Below are 18834 nucleotides of genomic sequence, written 5' to 3'. Positions count from 1 at the left end.
TATGATAAAAGCCTACGCAAAGCCTAGAGAGGTACAACTGAAACCCGCCAGCAGCTTATACTGGTAGCACTTGGAGGTGGAACCGTGGTCGAAGTACGCTATCTGGGACACTCAGCCCTTCTCTTTAGCGACGGCACCACCCGCATTGTGGTGGATCCTTTCCTCACCGGTAACCCCAAGGCGGCCCTGAGTGCTGACCAGGTGGAGGCCACCCTGATTGTGCTGACCCACGCCCACGGCGACCACTATGGCGACAGCGTGGCTCTTAGCCAGCGCACCGGAGCCCCCATTGTCTCCAACTATGAAATCGTGAGCTACGCCGAAAAGCAGGGAGGCAAGGGCGTGGGTATGAACCTGGGCGGCACCCACAAGTTTAAGGGCGGCTGGCTGAAGTGGTTTCCGGCCTGGCATTCCTCGTCGTTCCCGGACGGAACCTACGGCGGGCTGGCCCAGGGCTTCGTGCTGGAACTGGCTGGCAAGCGAATCTACAACGCCGGCGACACAGCTTTCTTCAGCGATATGGCGCTGGTGGCCCCGTATAGTGTGGATCTGGCCATTCTGCCCATCGGCGACCACTTCACCATGGGGCCCGACGATGCCTTGAAAGCCCTCGAGCTGATCCGTGCCAAGCAAGTTTTACCTGTGCACTACAACACCTTCCCTCCCATTGCTCAGGATGGCGCGGCCTTTGTCCAGCGGGCAGGCCTGCTGGGGGTAGGTGGAAAGGCTCTCCAGCCAGGGGAGCACATAACCCTTTCGTAACGCAACCTGTGTTGAAATACCAAGCGTACCTGGAAACCGCATGGACTATCGCCGACTGACCCGCCAACACTACAAGCTCGAGATGCTCCTGGGCCTGGGACGGTCGTCACAGGTGTACCTGGCCCACGCCCCCGACGGCACCAAGGTAGCCCTCAAGGTACCCCGCCGCGAAGTGCGCACCGACCGGGCCCTTACCGAGCGCTTTGCCCAGGAAGTGGCGCTGTCGCTGACGCTCAACCACGCCAACCTGGTGCGCGGGCTTTCGGGCCGGCCCGAAGGGGAAGGGGCTTTTTTAGCGCTGGAGTATTTCGAGGAAGGCACCCTCGAGGATAGCCTCAAAAAAGGCCCCCTGAGCCACGAGGTGGCCCTCGAGTGCCTGTGTCAAATTGCCCAGGCCCTCATCTACCTCCACGACCGCGGCATCATCCACCAGGATGTTAAGCCCTCCAACATTTTCATTGACGGTCTGCTATTCAAACTGGGCGACTTTGGGGTGGCCAAAACCCGCGAAAACCCCAAGCCCCTGGAGCGGGCCGGAAGCCCCTTCTACATGGCCCCTGAACTATTCCTGGGCGAGCCCGCAACCCCTGCCTCGGACGCCTATTCATTTGGAGTGATGGCCTTCGAGCTGCTGGTGGGCAAACGGCCCTTTGTGGGCGAAAACCTGGAAGAACTCTCTTATGCCCACCTGCATAAGCTACCTCCGCCGACCAACCTTCCCCCTCATCTGGACCGGATCGTGCGCAACCTCCTGACCAAAGACCCTGCCATCCGCGCCACCCCCAAAGCCTTTCTGCAAGTGGTACGCGGCACCCCCCAGGCCGAACCCAACAACAAAACCACCGGGGAGGACAAACCCCCCAAGGGCAAAGGGTTGTTCGGCTTGTTTCGCAAACGCTAGACTTGGGCCTCAAGGAGCCCGATCAACCGGCCCCCACCGTCTGATTCGAACGTCGTCTACCTTGAGAGCATCCTGACCGCGCTCTTGCTCGGGACAGGCCTCCTAAATAACGCGCTGAATAAAAGGCTTTTATTGTTGAACGCTCTTCCTCTGCCTGTAGCGAGAGAGGGTAGCCGCACCTGTACTGGCAAATCCCCCATACCGAGTATTTGTGGGAGCCGCCCTAAAAAGCAATCTACATACTCCAGTTGCAATGTCGCCTTCCTCCTCGCAATAAACTGTAGAAAGGCGTACGGAGGCCCGCTATGAGCGAACCCATCTGGTTCCCATCTGACAATTACAAACACGGCAGTCACGTCGAAGCCATGCTGAAGCACCTGAAGCTGGCTAGCTACGAAGCGCTATACCGCTTTAGCATCGAGCAGCCCGAGGCCTTCTGGGAAGCCACCCTACAACTTCTGGGCATTAAGTGGTTGGTTCCGTATCGAGAAGTACTCGATGTTTCGCAGGGCCCACAGTGGCCTCGATGGTTTGTGGGGGGGCAGCTCAACCTGGCCTATAACACCCTTCACCATGCCAGAACCCGGCCCCACGACCCGGCCCTTGTTTGGGAAGGGGAAGACGGCGCTGTTGTGAGGTTGAGTTATGGCGAGCTCGAGGCCAGCGTAGCCCAGGCTGCCCATGCGCTAAAAGAACTGGGTATCGGTAAAGGAGACCGGGTGGGCCTCTTCCTGCCCATGCTCCCCGAGACCGCCATCAGTGCCCTGGCCGTGGCCCAGATCGGCGCGATTTTTGTACCCATCTTCTCGGGCTATGCCGCCGAGGCAGCCGCCACCCGCCTTCAGGATGCCGAGGCCAGGCTGATTATCACCGCCGATGGCTTCTACCGTCGGGGGAGCCGGGTCGAGCTGCTGGGCAACGCCCGCACTGCCGCCGCCCTTTCGCCCAGCGTGGAAAAGCTCCTGGTAGTACGCCGCTTTGGGAACGTAGAGCTAGCGCCCAACGAGGTGGCCTGGGATCGAATCGTTCCCCAACAGCCCTCGAGGGCCCCTTATGAACCCATGGACAGCATGGATCCCTTCATGCTGATCTACACCTCCGGCACCACCGGCAAACCCAAGGGCACCGTGCATTACCATGCCGGTTTTCCCATCAAAGCCGCTCAGGACATGGCCCATCTCTTCGACCTGCGAAAGCACGAGACCCTGTTCTGGTTTACCGATATGGGCTGGATGATGGGACCCTGGGCCATCCTGGGTGCACTGACCATCGGCGGTACGGTGCTGCTCTACGAAGGGGCCCCCGACTACCCAGATGCGAGCCGGTTGTGGGCCCTCTGCGAGCGGCACGGGGTCACGCACCTGGGCCTCTCCCCCACCCTGGTGCGGGCCTTGATGCCCTCGGGTGACGAACACGTTCTCAAACACGATTTGTCCAAGCTAAGGATGCTGGGCTCCACCGGCGAGCCCTGGAACCTGGAGCCTTATCTCTGGTTCTTCAAAACTGTTGGCCAGCGTCGCGTCCCCATCATCAACTACTCCGGCGGCACCGAAATTGGTGGGGGTATCCTGGGCTGCACGGCCTGGCGGCCCATCAAGCCCATGGGGTTCAACACCGCCGTGCCTGGGATTCATGCTGAAGTACTGGACAGTACCGGACAGCCCGTGCGGGACGAGGTAGGCGAGCTGGCGGTGATGGGGCCCTGGCCCGGGCAGACCAAAGGTTTCTGGAAGGCTCCCGAGCGCTACCTGGACACCTACTGGAGTCGTTTCGAGAATATCTGGGTGCACGGCGACTGGGCCATTTTGGATCGGGAGGGTCACTGGATGATCCAAGGGCGCAGCGACGACACCCTCAAAATTGCTGGCAAAAGGGTCGGCCCTGCCGAATACGAGAGTGCTGCCGTCGAGCATCCAGCGGTGAAGGAAGCCGCCGCCATTGGCATTCCCCACCCCGTCAAGGGTGAGGCCGCCGTGGTGTTTGTGGTGTTGCGACAAGAGAATACCCCCAGCAGTGAAATGGAGAAATCCATCAGCGAAACTATCTCCAATCGCCTAGGCAAGGCCCTCAAGCCAGAAAAAATTCTTTTCGTCCCCGACCTACCCAAAACCCGCAACGCCAAAGTGATGCGTCGGGTGATTCGAGCTGCTTATTTGGGACAAAACCCCGGCGACTTATCGGCCCTCGAGAACCCTCAAGCAGTAGAGGCCATTCAGAAATCCTCCAGCTAATGCTGCATCGCTTCAAGAACGTAAATCGCGTCTGCCCATCACCCTGGGCGAGACGGCAAGGAAACATCCTTCTAGAAGCACCTGTGCAAACCGCACCCTGCTTGAGTTGTTCAAATGCCTCGCTACCTTTCTAATACCGGATTCAAAAAGATAATCATTCAAACCAAAGACCACCAGAGGCTATCTTTTTGAATCCTAGAGCACACCCCTCCCTTACGGTCGGCGAAGAAAGCGTCTCCCTTCCAAGGGGCGGTATCGCCCTCCGCTACGCGGATAACTTCCAAGGGGCGGTATCGCCCTCCGCTACGCGGATAACTTCGGTCGGGTTAGTTCGCCGCCATCCGGCGCCGAACTAACCGAATCTGGTATAACACCACGATCAAAAGTGTGTTACCCATACATGCGCCGAATTTTGGATTCGGTGAACAATATGTTGTAGAAGCGCCAATCTTCGGTTGAAGAGTTCTCGAGGTCAAAAAAAATAACCGACTCCTGTGCGGAGTCGGTTACAAAAATTTAGCGATTTACTTCTTGGCAGCCGCCTTCTTGGGAGCAGCCTTTTTCGCAGCAGCAGGCTTGGCAGCGGCTTTTTTAGGAGCAGCCTTGGCGGCGGGTTTCGCAGCGGCAGGCTTGGCAGCGGCTTTTTTAGGGGCAGCCTTGGCGGCGGGTTTCGCAGCGGCCTTGGCAGCAGGCTTGGCAGCGGCTTTCGCAGCAGGCTTCTTGGCTGCAGGCTTAGCAGCAGCTTTCTTGGCAGCGGGCTTTTTGGCAGGTGCAGGTTTTGCAGCAGCCTTAGCGGCAGGCTTCTTGGCTGCGGGCTTAGCAGCAGCTTTCTTGGCAGCGGGCTTTTTGGCAGGTGCAGGTTTTGGTTGTTCAGTCATGTAGATTCCTCCTTAGATTAGAGTGGAGCCATCCCAGCAGAGACCCTCGAATCATGCGCCATCCAGCGGATGATTCGCCCATTGCACATACCCAGGATTCAGGCATTGTGCGAAATGTGGACGAGCGTTGCTGTTAGATTGTTTCTCCACTGCCAATTACTATACTACATGTTGTGTAGTTTTCGCATGTCAAGTACAACCTCTGGGTGAATTTTCAATTCAGCCGATAGAAGTCGAAAAAGTCGTTTTTTTGCCTTTCGCATCGCATTTTCTTGATGTTAAATTTTCCGCGAGAATATCTTAATCAATTGCGCCGGCATCTAGTGAATTTGAGTTGTCGGTATTTGGGGATGCTCGAGGTTCCACAGTTATAAATCACTACTCGTCCAGTATCTGTCGAGATAAACGCATCGCGAAATTTTCATCACCCCTTCACCTCAATCAAGCGCAGGTACAGGAAGGATTGCAAAACAAAGTCGTCTATGCCGACTGTTGCCTCGTTGGCTCGAAGCTGCGCCGCTCAACTCGAGTCAAAAGCATCGGTGCTGAAATGTTCTGTCCAAATCGTAGAATCCTACGCGGCAATCAAGCGAGTCCATGGGTGTTACTGCTAATGCATGGAAGTTACTCTCCGCCACCTGATCTGCTGACATGAGCCCAGGAGAGTGCAATGACATGAGGCGTTTACAAAACCCTACGATAGAATACTGAGCATGTTGGATTCCAAAACATTGGCCCTGGCCCAAGATGTGCGTGCGTTGCTGGCCAGAGGGCTGGATGCATTGGCTCGAGTGGGGATCGAAACCGAGCCCCTCAAGCAAGCCTTGCTGGATCTGGAGGGCCCTTTCTTGTTGGTAGTTGCTGGCGAGTTCAATAGCGGCAAATCGTCGTTGCTCAACGCGCTCCTGGGGGGCGATTTTTTGAAGGAGGGGGTCACGCCCACCACCGACCGCATCAACCTGATTGGCTACGGCCCCGAACCCAAACTCGAGCCGCAGTCCCCCGAGCTGGTGCTCATTCTGTTGCCGCACCCGCTTCTCAAGGATGTGCGGCTGGTCGATACCCCCGGCACCAACGCCATCTTGCAACACCATCAGGTTTTGACAGAGAAATTTCTCCCCCGCGCCGACCTGATTTTGTTCGTTACCAGCGCCGACCGTCCCTTCACCCAGTCCGAGGCCGACTTTCTCAATTTCATTCGATCCTGGGGGAAGAAAGTGGCGCTTGTCATCAACAAGATCGACCTGCTCACCGAGGCCGAGTTGCGGCAGGTGCTCGAGTTCGTGCAAAAAGGCGCCGATCAGACCCTCGGACACATCCCTCCCATCTTTTCGGTATCGGCACGGCGGGCACGGCAAGGCAACGCGGCGCAAAGCCATATTCCTGAACTCGAGGCCCACATCCGGCAGGTGCTTACCCGCGAGGCTGCTCTCCTCAAGCTGGGCTCGCCCTTAGGGGTATTGGCGCGGCTCTGCGAGGAAGCCAGACCTGCCCTGGAAAATAAGCTCAAAGAAGCCGAGAAGCAGCTGGCTACCTGCCGCGAGCTGGATAACCTGCTCAGGCGACATGAAGAACGCACCCGCCGCGACTTTAGCGGACAGGTTGCACTGGCGCTGCAAGCCATTGACGAGGTGCGCAGCAGGGGTGAACGCTGGCTGGACGAAAAAGTGCGTTTCTCCAAATTTCTCGAGTTGCTGCAATCCAGCAAACTCAAGCAGAGCTTTATTGACGATGTGGTCAAAGGGGCTAACCAGGATATAGAGCGCCGGGTACTCGAGGCCATGAACTGGCTGGCCAAGCGCGATCGCGAACTGCTCGAGGATGCCCTCTCGCTATTGCGTGAGGCACCTGGCCTGCGGCAAACCGAGCAGGTCGGTTCAGAAGAGCGCGCCATTGCAGGCAACCTGGAAGAAGCCCTGCGCTCCTTCGATGCCGAGGCCGAGGCCATTCAGTTGCGCGACTTCATCCAGGAGAGCCTGCGCGGCACCGCCCTGGCCGAAGTGGGGGTGATGGGGCTGGGCCTGACCATCCTGCTGGTGGCGCAAAAAATTGCCTTCGATATTTTGGGCATTTTCGCCACGGTGTTTGGCGCCATTTTGGCTACCTCCATCCTGCCCCGTCGCAAAGAGACCGCCAAAGCCCGCCTGCGCGAACGGTTGGCGGAGTTACGCAGCACCCTCGAGCGGGCTTTGAGCGAGACCCTGGACACCGAGATGCAGCGCACCCGTGAACGCTTCAATAGCCTGTACCGCACACCTTGCGCCCGGCTGGAGTCTAGCCGCGATACTACATTAGCCCAAATGCAGCAAACCGACGCACTGAGACAAGAGGCCCTCGAGCTGCGCCGTCGGATGGGCTGATACCGTAAAATCCAAGATGGTGTCTTCGGGTTGGCCATGTTATACCAGATTCGGTTAGTTAGGCGCCGGATGGCGGTGAACTAACCGGGCCGAAGTTATCCGCGTTGCGGAGGGCGATACCGCCCCTTGGAAGTTATCCGCGTTGCGGAGGGCGATACCGCCCCTTGGAAGTTATCCGCGTTGCGGAGGGCGTAAGCCCCTTTGGAAGGCAGACGCTTTCTTCGCCGACCGTTCGGGAGGGGTGTGCTCTAGGATTCAAAAAGTTAGCCTCTGGGGGATCTTTGGTTTGGATGATTATCTTTTTGAATCCGGTATAAGCTGAATCCAGCCATATGAGGGTGCTTGTATAGGGTTCCGCGCAAATTAAGTTCTACAGGCCGTATTCTCGTCCTGCACTAGCCTGCACCACAGCCACCCCCCATTTGGGGGTATCCGCACGTAACGCCTGGGTGCCACTGCGGTGTGCATTCATCACGGGGTGTGCGTAACGCTTCGCGTAACTTGAGATTACATTGCGGGCGGAAATACCTCTCGGCAGACATACCTTCTCCGCACGCAAAGATGGAGGGAAAATATGGCAAAACTGATCGCAGTAGACGACTCCCTGGCCGACCTGAAGCTCATTGAACACTCGCTTTCGCAGTACCACCAGGTGGTGCTATACCAGGGCAGCGAGAATGTCGAGCAGCGCATCGAAGCCGAAAAGCCTGATGCGGTGTTGCTGGATGTGGTCATGCCGGGCCGCAATGGCTACGAGGTGCTGCGCTCCCTGCGCCGGAGTGAGGCCACCAAACACATCCCGGTACTGGTCATTAGTTCCAAGGGCGAGCCTACCGATATTGAGTGGGGCAAGCGCCAGGGTGCCAATGGCTATCTGACCAAGCCCTACACCCCCGAAGCCCTGCGCAAAGCAGTCCAGGAACTGCTCTAAGCGGAGTGTAAGCCAGCCATTCGGATCTACCCGATAAGGCATAAGGGCCAGGCTATGATCAATACCACTGTTGACAAAATTTGGGTGCTGCGCTTGGGCAACACTTTTCTGGGGGTGGAACCAAAAACCTTCAAAGAGGTTCTGGAAGTGACCCAGCCCGCTCCCGTCCCGCTGGCCCCCCCACCCTTGCTGGGGCTCTTGAGCAACCAGGGCCAGATTGTGTCGGTATTCGACTTGAGTCACATTTTGCAAATCACGCCCGCAGGTTCAGGTATTGCGGCCTTGCTCGAGTTCGAAGGGCAACCCCTGGCTTTCATGATTGACGAGGTGGTGGGGCTGCGCACCAACCTGAGCGGCGCCTGGATTGCCCCCAGCCCCAATCCGCTTTTTAGTGCAGTTCTGGATGAGGACGGCAAAACCGTGCAAATCCTCGAGGTGCGCAATCTCTTCGCGCAGCTCTGTGTACAGATATCTTCACAGGCACAGGCCCCCGACACCCTCAACAGGCCCCTGCCTCAAGCCTAAGGAGTTGTCCTAATGGAACAAACACATCTTCCCATGAACCACGACCCCCTGCTGGTGGGCGCTTCGTTCCTGATTGCCATTTTTACATCCTATGCCGCACTGGCCGTCATCAACCGCCTGCGACAAGGGGTCACCGGTGGGGGCTGGCTCTGGATGGGCGCCGCCACCTTTGGGCTGGGGGTCTGGGCCATGCACTTCACTGCCATGACCGCCTTACAGCTCGACATGCTGGTAGCCTACGACCCCCTCCTTACCCTGGCCTCGGTGTTCTTCGCTATTTTTGGCGCTGCGGCGGCCTTCCAGTTGGTCAGCAAATCTAAGGTCAGCTTTACCCAGGTGCTGGGTGCAGGGTTTTTTCTGGGTGCGGGCATCGGTGTGATGCACTACGTGGGTATGTTCGCCATGCGCCTGGATGCCAGGCTGACCTTCGACCTTCCCATGGTCGCGCTCTCGGTTTTGGTGGCAGTCGCACTGGGTACCTTTGGCATCTGGACGCTCACCAGCCCGGCATTTAATCTGGTTCCTTTTCGCCACCTGATCACCGCCATCATCACCGGCTCGGCCATCCCCTTCATGCACTACACTGCCATGCTGGCAGCCCGTTTTACCGCAACGGGCACTGAAGAAATTCACAGCATGGTGGCCAGTGGAAGCCTGCTTTCGCTCAACCTCTTCTTGCTGCTGGCCGTAGCGGTCGTGGGGCTGCCGATGTTCCTGACCTCGCTGCTCGAGACCTCCGCAGAAAAAGCCCAGGAGGCTGAAGCATGACCCGCCGTACCCCCAAAACCGCCGTACGCCCGGCCCGTCGCCCCACCCCAGCAGCCCCTACCCAGATGATGCAGGTAGGGGGCCTGCTCGGTTCGCTCAAAATCTGGCAAAAACTGCTGCTTATCAGCGTTGCATTCTTGATTCCGGTTTCGCTAATGGTCATTTCTGTACACAACGCCCAGCAATACCGTATCAACTCCGCCTGGAACGAGGCGGACGGTGCTCAGTACGTCACCGCACTCTACGAGAGCATGGTGAAAATCGGTCAGCACCGCCGAAACGTAGACCGGTTCCTCGTGGGGCAGGGTTCTAAAGAGGAAATCTCCAGCAAAGCTGCCGAGGTTGACGCTGCCCTCGAGGCGTTGAGCCAGCTTGACCAAAAGCTCAAAGGCCAAATGGCTGTCAGCGATCAAATTGCCAGCCTGAAGAGAAGCTGGACCCGGCTCAAGGATCAAGCCATCGGCCTGGACTCTGTCAGCAATTTCGAAGAGCATGGCGCATTATTAGCCGAAATCCAACAACTGATTGTTCGGGTTGCCAACAACTCTCAACTAATCCTCGACCCTGAACTCAACACCTATTACCTCGTCACCTCCACCGTCAATCTCATCCCTGCCATGCGAGAAGATCTGGCCCGCCTGCACAACCTGGGCCTCAATATCCTCAAGAAAGGCACTGCCAACGCATATGAGCGTGCCGAGGTGAACGCTCTGGCCGTAAAGATTGGCCAGAACCTCCTCGAGCTGAAACAGCAGATCGCATTTGCAGCAGAAAAAGACGCCAGGATCGCCAGGGTCTTGTCGGGGCCCCTCAGCCAGACCGAGGGACTGGTTCGAGAAGCCTATGTCCTGGCCATCAACGAAATTGTCTCGCCCACACGCCTGAGCTTCTCGGCCAAGGATTACAACCAAGCCTTAGGTGCCGCCATAGATATTCTCACCCAATTTGGCTTTGCGGCACTTGTCCAGTTAGATAACCGTCTTGAAGAGCGCATTTTCTTACTTCAACGGGGTCAGCTCATCACCTTTGTACTCTTCGCTCTGTTCCTGGCCCTTACTTTTGGCCTGGTTGGGGCGGTAGCCCGCTCGATTACTCGACCACTAGGGCAGTTGTTTAGCGCCTCGCTTCGCTTGCGCAAAGGCGACCTTGGGGTGCAGATACCCGTTCAATCCTCCGACGAACTCGGTTCGCTGGCCCGCACCTTCAACGAAACCACCGCGCAGCTCAAGGCCAAAGCCGAAGCGGACGCCGAACAACTCCGGCAAAGCCAGCTCCTGCAAGAAAACATCGGGGCCTTCCTGAACGTGGCCATGGACATTGCCCAAGGCGACCTGACCAAGCGCGGGCGTGTGACCGAGGACGTGCTGGGCAACGTGGTAGACGCAGTGAACCTGACGGTTGAGGAGATCGCCTACCTGCTCAAGCAGGTACAGAATGCGACCGAGATGGTAAACCAGGGTGCCTTGCAGATGGCCCTGAGCTCGGGAAGCGTGCTGGAAAAAGCCGAATCGCAGGCCGAGCTTTCGGCCAGGGCACGCATCGAAGCCCTCGATGCCACCGAAACTATTCGCAGCATGGCCGGTCAAATCGTGCAGGGCACTGGTCTGGTTATGCAGGCCAAAGAAGCCGCACTGGAAGGTAAGGATGCGGTGCAAAACACCCTGAGCGGCATGCAAAACATTCGCCGCGAGGTGCAGAGCATCTCCAAGAGCATCAAGGGTCTTTCAGACCGCTCTCTGGAGATTTCCGAGGTGGTGGACACCATTGGACGTATTGCCAAGCAAACCAACCTGCTGGCCCTGAACGCTGCCATCGAGGCGGCCGGGGCCGGTGAGGCCGGTGCCCGCTTCGCGGTGGTGGCCGATCAGGTACGCAAGCTGGCCGAGGATTCGGCCCGTGCAGCCCAGCGTGTCAGCCTTCTGGTTAAGGGGATTCAGACCGAGATTCAAGGCGTAGTGATCTCGGTAGAAGGCGGTACCCGCGAGGTGGAACAGGGCTATCGCATCGCTACCGAAGCTGGCAGCAAGCTCGAGCAAATCGCAGCCTTAGCCCAGCAATCCGCCGAGGCCGCACGCCGCGTAGCTGAAGTGGCCCAGGAACAGGTGAGCCGGGTAGAGGAAGTGACGAATGTGGTGCAGGATATTTACAACACTGCCCTGCAAACCGACGAGGAAAGCCGCAAAGGCCGCCAGACCGCCGAGGAACTGCGGGTTCTGGCGCAGCAGCTGAGCCAGAGCCTCACCCGCTTCCGGCTGCCAGCATAAGCAGGGGAACTTGTATGGCTTTACAGCGCGACTTCCGAGAGGTGGAGATTAAGCAAGTGGGGCTCCTGGGGGCCCAGAGCCGAAAGGTACGCGTGGATGCCGAAACCCTCGAGGCCCCCAGCACGGGGTTTTTCGGCAACCTTCGCGTCTCCTACAAGCTGGCCCTGCTGGTGATCCCCTTGCTCTTCCCCATCTTTTATCTGCTCTTCTCACTGGTTTCCGAGCAGCAGAGCGACATCAATTTTGTGCGAGCGGAAAAGCAGGGCGTGCTTTTCTTACAGTACACCAGCAGTGTGATTAAGGCCCTGGCCGAGCATCGTGGAATGAGCGCTGCGGTACTGTCGGGCAATCAGGATTTGGCCATAGAGCGCAGCAAGAAAGCCGAAGAAGTACAACGCAGCCTTTCCCTCTTACAACAAATCAACCGCGCGGAGGGCGATCCCTTCGGTCTAGACAAGGATCTGGAGACGCTCAAAGTCAACTGGAACACCCTCCAGGCTGTAAATCAAAGCACAAATCGCAGCTTTATAGAGCATACCCGTCTGATACAGCAGGTCTTCAGCCTCAACGAAAGGATTGCCTCCGGCTCTAACCTCCTTCTCGATCCAACCAAACAAAGTTACTGGCTTGTAGACGCGGTGGTTTATCGTCTACCTCCGGTGATGGAAGCGCTGAGTCAAATCCAGGGCCTGGGCACAACCGCGTTGCAATCCAAAGCGCTATCCCCTGAGCAAGAAAAGCGCTTGAGCGGCCTGTTGGCCACTCTGGCAAACCGGGGCACCAACTTAGGCGAGATTGCCTCGCTTACAGCCCCTTTAGAGCGGACAGTTCAAAATGCCCTGACCGCCAATCCTATTCTGGGAAATACCCTGAGTGAACGTGTGAACTCGGCCCGGGCCATCACCGAATCGGCGGCCGATCTGACCCGGCGGGAAGTGCTGAGCAAGCAGTTTGCCTTGGGGCCCACACTATATTTCGAACAACTCAGCCGCCCTGTCGATGCCTATTTTGCTGTTAACAACGCGGGTTTGTCCCAGCTCAATGTGGTTCTCGATCAGCGTTTGGGGCAGCTGGTCAACAACCAGGTACTCAGCTTGTTCATCGTGGTCTCGACCCTGGTACTGGCTCTGTGGCTGATTGTGGGGGTGCTCAACTCCATCCTGGCGCCTGTTCGCGAACTAACCAAAACTGCCTCACATCTGGGCGAAGGTAATCTTTCCTCACTCGTACACATACGCTCCAACGACGAACTGGGGCTGGTGGGTAAGACTCTTAACCAGTCTATCCTTACCCTGCGAAGCCTGATGAAGCAACAAGAGGAAGAACGCCAGCGGGGGCTGCAACTCCAGCAAAACGTACGGCGTTTCCTGGACATTGCCTCCGAGATTGCCCAGGGCGACCTGACCAAGCGCGGCGAGGTCAGCAATGATGTGCTGGGCAACGTGGTAGATGCGGTCAACCTCACCCTGGAGGAAATTGCTTACTTGCTCAAGGGTGTGAAGCAAGCCGCCGACTCGGTTAACGAAACCGCAGCTCAGATGGATCAGCTCACTTCTTCCATTGCCTCGGGCGCGCTTTTGCAGGCCCAAGAAGTGAGTCAGGTGCAAAACCAGACCCAGGTCGTGACCTCCAGCATTCGCCAAATGGCTGAGAGCGCAGGCATCACCGCTCAGGCCGCCCGCCAGACCCTCGAGTCGGCCCAGCTTGGCCGTCAGGCAGTGACCCAGACCCTTGCGGGCATGAGCGACATTCGTACGGAAATGCAGCTCATCGCGGAGAGCATTACCGCACTGGCCCAGCGCTCAGCCGAGATCGAGAGCATTACCAAAGTGCTCGAGGACTTCGCCTCGCAAACCAACCTTTTGGCCCTCAACGCTTCCTTCGAGGCAGCGGGCGCAGGCGTGGCTGGTCGCCGCTTTGCCATTGTGGCCGACGAAATTCGCAAGCTGGCCGAGGAGTCGGCCCGCGAGACCAACCGGGTAAGCCATCTGGTACAGCAGGTACAAAGCGACATTACCCGTGTGGTGGGGCTGGTACAAGACGGGGTGCGCGAGGTAGAAACCGGCTATGGTGTGGCCAACAGCGCCGGGAGTCGCCTCGAGGAAATCGCCCAGCTGGCCGCACAGTCCGCCAATCTGGCCCAGGAAATCTCGAGCCTGGCGCAGAGCCAGGTATCGGTGGTGGAGCGGGTAGATCAGGCTGTGCAGAAAATTGCCCACACCGCCCAACAAACCAGAACCGAAAGCCAGGAAGGCCGCCAGTCCGCCGAGGCCATGCGCGTGCTGGCACAAGAGCTCGCCCGCAATCTGAGCCGTTTCCGCCTGCCCGACTAGGAGCCCGTATGTCCGCCACGACCACACCCGATCTGCTGCAAAGTTTCCTCGACGAGGCCTGGGAAACTGTGGTGGTCTTCGAGCAGGCCGCCGAGTTCCTGGCCATAGGTCGTCACGAGCCCCTGGTGGTGATGGCTCACCGCCTCAAGGGTTCGGCAGGCTTGTATGGTTTTCCCCAAACTTCAAACCTGGGGGCCCTGGCTGAGCGCATTCTGGAGGCCGCACCCCATTACACCGAAGGGCAGCAGGCCAAAGTCATCGAGTTTATGGGCCAGGTCACGGCTGTACTGATTACCGCACTGGAAAACATCGCCATCCACGGCGAGGAAGGGCGGGTAGGCCTCGAGCTAGGCCGGCTGGGGGCTGCCGAACTGATCAAGGAGCTAACCGCCCTCAACCCCGACGCCTTTGTTCGAGAAACCCCTGAACCCACCGAAGAAGCTGTCCCACTACCGCCTAGCCCCAAGGCGGGGGTGGTGGAAGAGTTACAGGGGTTCTACAGGCAAAACGCCGAGTTCTGGGAGTTTTTTGCCCCCGAAACCCTGGAAAACCTCGACCAGGTGGGCAACATCCTGGCAAGCCTGCAGTCCGGTGACGAGAGCGGCGAACACCTGCGGGCGCTGTTTCGGGCCATGCACACGGTAAAGGGCGCAGCTTACTCGGTGGGCTGCAAACCCATCGGTGCCCTGGCCCACCAGCTTGAAGACCTGATGGTGGAGGTACGCGAGGGGCAGAGAACCTGGAGCCACGAAATAGCCCAGGTGATGCTGGAAGGCGCGCAGGTACTGGGCAAGATGATTGGGGTAGCCGAGGACAAAGACCCCCAGGCCGCCCAAAGCCTTAACGACCAGCTCTTTGAGCTACAAAGCCACCTGGCGCTTTTGCTGGGTCGAGAAGCCCCAGTTCGACCTGAAGCGCAAGCAGCCCCTGCTGCCACTACTTCGGCGGCCACAGCCCCTGCCCGGCGGGCCCGCCCCAGCAGCACGGCTTCGGTGCGGGTGAGCCTCGAGCGCCTCGATGCCCTGCTCAACCTGGCCGGTGAAACCCTGGTGGCTCGCTCCCGCCTGGAATTGCTGGCCCAGCGCTTTGAGGAAATGGATAACCTGCTGGAAACAGCCCGGCAGCGACTTTTACGTACCACCACCGACTTCGAAAATCGCTACCTCAACCCCCGTCTTTCACTGGCGCAGGAAGCCCAGAACCCCGGCCAATCCCCCCAGGCCCAAAGCACCCTGGGCAAAACCGTACAGGAGCTTTTCTCCGAGCTCGAGTTCGACCGCTACGACGACCTCAACATCCTGGCCCGCTCCATCCAGGAGATGACCAGCGACTTGGCCGAGGTTCGCAGCAGCTTGAGTGAACAGATCAAAGCTTTCCGCCAGGAAACGGAGTTATTCGAAAAGCTCTCCCAGAGCTTACGCGAAGAAGTTAACCGCGCACGCCTGATTCCCATTGGCCGCTTCTACCAGCGTCTTACCCGCCAGATACAACAAATCGCCGGTGCAAAACCTGTCCAGATAAAGTTCCAGGGGGAGCAGGTCGAAATTGACTCGGTGCTACTGGACGGCTTGTCCGAAGCCCTCATCCACCTGGTCAACAATGCGGTCATTCACGGGCTGGAGAGCCCGGAGGAACGCCGGGCCAAAGGCAAGGAGGCCCAGGGGACCCTGACCATCCGCACCTTGCAACAGCGCAACACCCTGGTGCTGGAAATCAGCGACGATGGCCGGGGCATCGACCTCGAGGCGGTCAAGAAAAAAGCGGTAGAAAGGGGCCTGCTTACACAAGAACAGGTGGAGGCCCTGCGCCCGGAGGAAGCCGTTCAGCTTATCTTTATCTCCGGGCTCTCTACCGCCGAGGTGGTCTCGGATGTGGCCGGGCGCGGGGTGGGCATGGATGCCGTAGCGGCTACCATCCGTCGTCTGCGCGGCGATCTGACTGTGGAAACCCGCCATGGGCTGGGTACTACCGTCCGCCTGCGCGTCCCGCAGAACCTGGTGGTTTCGGACATTCTGTTGCTCCAGACCGGAGGGCAGGTGATCGCCCTTCCGCGCGAAAGCCTTTTGACCCTGCTCACCGCGCCTGCCGGCCAGCGGGAAGTGATCTACGAAGGCAGCCCCATTCCTATCAAAACACTCAGCAAGCTGCTGGGCTTACCCCCCATAGCGCAGGAAGAGTACGACCTGGCCGTGGTGGAAGGTCGGGGTGGGGCCCTGGTCGCACTGGCGGTCGAGCGATTTATTGGCTTGCAACAAGCCCTGGTCAAACCCCTTAGCGGGCCCCTTTCCGAGTTAACCCACCTGATGGGTGCGACCATCGCACCGAGCGGGGAGGTCATCCTGGTCTTGAGTCCAAGCGGCCTTCTCTCCTTAGATACCGCCATGCCCATCCACACCCGCATCGAGACTGCCTCCACCCGGCGGTTGCCAGTGCTGTTGGTGGACGACTCACTCTCGGTTCGCAAGGTGGTGGCACAGATGCTGCGCAAGGCCGGACACCAGGTGGTTACCGCAGCCGACGGGCAGGAGGCCCTCGAGCTCCTGGAGCAGCAACCCTTCCAGGCCGTGGTCACCGACCTCGAGATGCCCCGGATGTCGGGCTTCGAATTGCTAGAAGAAGTGCGTCGACGCCCCAACCTCGCCCACTTGCCCATAGCGGTGCTGACCACCCGGGCCTCGTCCAAACACCGCGACCTGGCCGTCGAGCTTGGTGCAAATGCCTACCTGACCAAGCCCGCCGACGAGGTAGAATTAGACAGGTTTTTGCAGGGAGTGTAGCCGGAGCTCCATCCAGCATCCCCAACAAAACCGTTCGTCAGGAAAGTCGTTTACAGCTATTACCAGGAGCACTGACTTGACAAAGGAGATTCTTTGATGAGAGCCCTGATCCTCACCGGTCAATCCGAGCGCGGCATCGCGCTCAAAGACAGTTTTTCCCTGTCGGGGTTTGACGTCCAGGTTGAGGACAGCGCCCTTTATGCCATGACCCTCCTGGAGCGCAGTCGGCCCGATGTAATCGTCAGTACCGCCTCGCTCAGCGATCTGAGCGGCGCGGAGTTTTTCGACATGGTGCGCTCCGATCCCCAGCTCAACCTGGTGCCCTTTGTCCTGCTCGACGATACCGCCTCACCCAGAACCAGCGACCTCGACCTGATCATGCCCCTCGATACGCCGGTGGCCGAGGTAGTACGCAGTGCTTATAAACTGATCCTCGAGCTCACCCGCAAGACCTACATCTCCGAACCCGCCAATTCCGTCGCACAACACGGCATCCAGGGGCAGTTGGGCGATATGAGCCTGTTTGAGCTGGCCCAGTGGCTGGCTAAATCGGCCAAAACCGGGCGCTTGCAGGTCGAGATCGAAGGTAGCAGCGCCAGTTGGCTCTTTAACAAAGGCCAGCTCATCCACGCCGAGTACATGGGAAAAAGTGGCGAAGATGCAGTATTACACCTGTTGCTCCAAGCTGAGCAACAACAAAAAGGTCATTTTCACTTCGAACCCCTGACAGAAGCCGATTTCTTTCTGGAGCCCGTCACGATTCGCAAGAGTACCGATCAGCTCCTGCTTTCCCTGGCTGTGGAGATGGATCATCGGCAACACGGCATCAATTAGGTGCACGTACCCTAATCCAGTGCGTTTGTTGACCCCCAGGCACACACCGGAAGGAAAGTGCCCCCTGGATTTGGTTTAAGAAATGGCTGCCTGATTAGTTGCTCTCACCCCATTCTTGCGGTAATGGTCACACATCACCAGTTTAGACCACATATGGTTCTACCATTGAGGTAGTTATGCAAGGAGCCAAGGTTCTAGTTGTTGACGACAGTACCAGCGTACGGAAAGTGCTGGAGAAACTGTTGTCCACCCGTGGCCTGGTCGTCACGACCAGCGAGTCTGCCGAACAAGGCCTCGAGGCGGTCAGCCGCAACACACCCCACCTGGTCATTGCCGATGTGGTCATGCCCGGCATGAGCGGTTTTGAACTCTGCCAGATGCTCAAGATGCGAGAGTCCACCAAAAGGGTGCCGGTTATCCTGATTTCGGGCATTATCAACGAGGGCGTGGTGGCTCAAGCCCAACAAGCGGGGGCCTTCGATGTGGTTTCCAAACCCTTCACCCCCGACGACCTTTTCCCCAAAATCGAGCGTGCCCTAAGCGCCGCCAAGCAAGCACCTCCTACCACCGGCGAGCCATCACCAGCTCCCAGCCCAGCCGCAACGCCCATTTTCATGGCAGCTCCAGCCCCAACCCCTGTTGCGTCTACCCCCGCTCCAAGCGCGTCTGCACCAATTACAGCCAGCCAGGCTGAGCCCCCAACCCTCCCCCAAGCAGCGCCTGTACCGACTCCGCCTGTGCCCAGCATGCCCGCCAACGCAGAGCCCCCCCATCAAGCGCTGATGGAAGGGCTACGGCCTTTTTTAGACAAGCCCGAGGTTGAAAGTGTTCTGGTGATAAGCAATACGGGTCAATTGCTGTCCTGGGCGGGCCAAACTATTGAAGAGCCCGACCTGCTGGCTACTTACCTCCACACCATGCTTTCTATCTCGAGCGTTATGGGTGAAAAATACCAGCTCTCTTCTATCCAGAGTCTCGGCCTCGAGTACCTTGGAAAAACCGTCATGGTAAACCGTATCAGCGATAAGGCTTCACTGGTGCTCTTGCTACGGGGCACCGGCGGAACGGGTGTCATTCGCTATCTGGTACTCAAACAAATGCCGCAACTCAAAGCCGTGCTTGGTGAGTAAGGCAAATTCCATAATCCGCGTAGGAGACCTCAAACCTCCTGCGTATTTTGTTGCTCGTTCTTGCCCAGGGGTGTTGACAGAATTTGGAGTATTCGGTACTCTCTTCGTTGCGCCCCAATACGAAGGCTGGCGCGAGGATC

At 58.3% G+C, this 18834-nt stretch carries 13 protein-coding genes; 12 read left to right on the top strand and 1 reads right to left on the bottom strand.

What is annotated here, in order from left to right; all coding sequences use genetic code 11:
• Positions 1-84: 84 nt before the first annotated feature.
• The 3 genes from Q0X23_RS09270 to Q0X23_RS09260 all read left to right on the top strand — a co-directional run bounded on the left by Q0X23_RS09270 (position 85) and on the right by Q0X23_RS09260 (position 3894).
• A complete protein-coding gene (locus Q0X23_RS09270) occupies positions 85-762 on the top strand; it encodes a metal-dependent hydrolase (RefSeq protein WP_297860022.1) in 678 nt (225 codons plus the stop codon).
• Between the two features lie 40 nt (positions 763-802).
• Positions 803-1663 carry a serine/threonine-protein kinase gene (locus Q0X23_RS09265; protein WP_297860021.1) on the top strand — a complete coding sequence of 287 codons (861 nt, stop codon included), beginning with the start codon at positions 803-805 and terminating at the stop codon, positions 1661-1663.
• Between the two features lie 305 nt (positions 1664-1968).
• Positions 1969-3894 carry an AMP-binding protein gene (locus tag Q0X23_RS09260; protein WP_297860020.1) on the top strand — a complete coding sequence of 642 codons (1926 nt, stop codon included), beginning with the start codon at positions 1969-1971 and terminating at the stop codon, positions 3892-3894.
• A 524-nt stretch (positions 3895-4418) separates the two neighbouring features.
• Here the strand turns inward: Q0X23_RS09260 and Q0X23_RS09255 are convergent.
• Positions 4419-4772: a hypothetical protein gene (locus Q0X23_RS09255; protein WP_297860019.1), complete on the bottom strand. Its 354-nt coding sequence runs from the start codon at positions 4770-4772 to the stop codon at positions 4419-4421.
• A gap of 713 nt (positions 4773-5485) precedes the next feature.
• Between Q0X23_RS09255 and Q0X23_RS09250 the strand changes: the two genes are divergently transcribed.
• From Q0X23_RS09250 to Q0X23_RS09210, 9 genes are all read left to right on the top strand, one after another.
• Complete coding sequence (locus tag Q0X23_RS09250; protein ID WP_297860018.1) at positions 5486-7132, top strand: dynamin family protein; 1647 nt, start codon at positions 5486-5488, stop codon at positions 7130-7132.
• A gap of 574 nt (positions 7133-7706) precedes the next feature.
• On the top strand, positions 7707-8063 hold the full coding sequence (locus Q0X23_RS09245) for a response regulator (protein ID WP_119342155.1): 357 nt from the start codon (positions 7707-7709) through the stop codon (positions 8061-8063).
• A 54-nt stretch (positions 8064-8117) separates the two neighbouring features.
• Positions 8118-8588: a chemotaxis protein CheW gene (locus Q0X23_RS09240; protein WP_297860017.1), complete on the top strand. Its 471-nt coding sequence runs from the start codon at positions 8118-8120 to the stop codon at positions 8586-8588.
• Positions 8589-8600: 12 nt separating this feature from the next.
• A complete protein-coding gene (locus tag Q0X23_RS09235; RefSeq protein ID WP_297860016.1) occupies positions 8601-9356 on the top strand; it encodes an MHYT domain-containing protein in 756 nt (251 codons plus the stop codon).
• Positions 9353-11620 carry a methyl-accepting chemotaxis protein gene (locus Q0X23_RS09230; protein ID WP_297860015.1) on the top strand — a complete coding sequence of 756 codons (2268 nt, stop codon included), beginning with the start codon at positions 9353-9355 and terminating at the stop codon, positions 11618-11620. The genes Q0X23_RS09235 and Q0X23_RS09230 overlap by 4 nt, the downstream gene beginning before the upstream one ends.
• Before the next feature lie 14 nt (positions 11621-11634).
• Positions 11635-13953 carry a methyl-accepting chemotaxis protein gene (locus Q0X23_RS09225; protein WP_297860014.1) on the top strand — a complete coding sequence of 773 codons (2319 nt, stop codon included), beginning with the start codon at positions 11635-11637 and terminating at the stop codon, positions 13951-13953.
• An 8-nt stretch (positions 13954-13961) separates the two neighbouring features.
• Positions 13962-16730, top strand: coding sequence for a response regulator (locus tag Q0X23_RS09220; protein WP_297860013.1), 2769 nt, complete (start codon positions 13962-13964; stop codon positions 16728-16730).
• A gap of 96 nt (positions 16731-16826) precedes the next feature.
• Positions 16827-17564 (top strand): DUF4388 domain-containing protein, encoded by a 738-nt coding sequence (locus tag Q0X23_RS09215; RefSeq protein WP_297860012.1) that lies wholly within the window; start codon positions 16827-16829, stop codon positions 17562-17564.
• Positions 17565-17740: 176 nt separating this feature from the next.
• Positions 17741-18694 (top strand): response regulator, encoded by a 954-nt coding sequence (locus Q0X23_RS09210; protein WP_297860011.1) that lies wholly within the window; start codon positions 17741-17743, stop codon positions 18692-18694.
• Positions 18695-18834: the final 140 nt, after the last annotated feature.

The sequence above is a fragment of the Meiothermus sp. genome (assembly GCF_026004115.1).
In the GTDB taxonomy this organism is placed as follows: Bacteria; Deinococcota; Deinococci; order Deinococcales; family Thermaceae; genus Meiothermus.
This window is presented reverse-complemented; position numbering and strand designations above follow the sequence as displayed.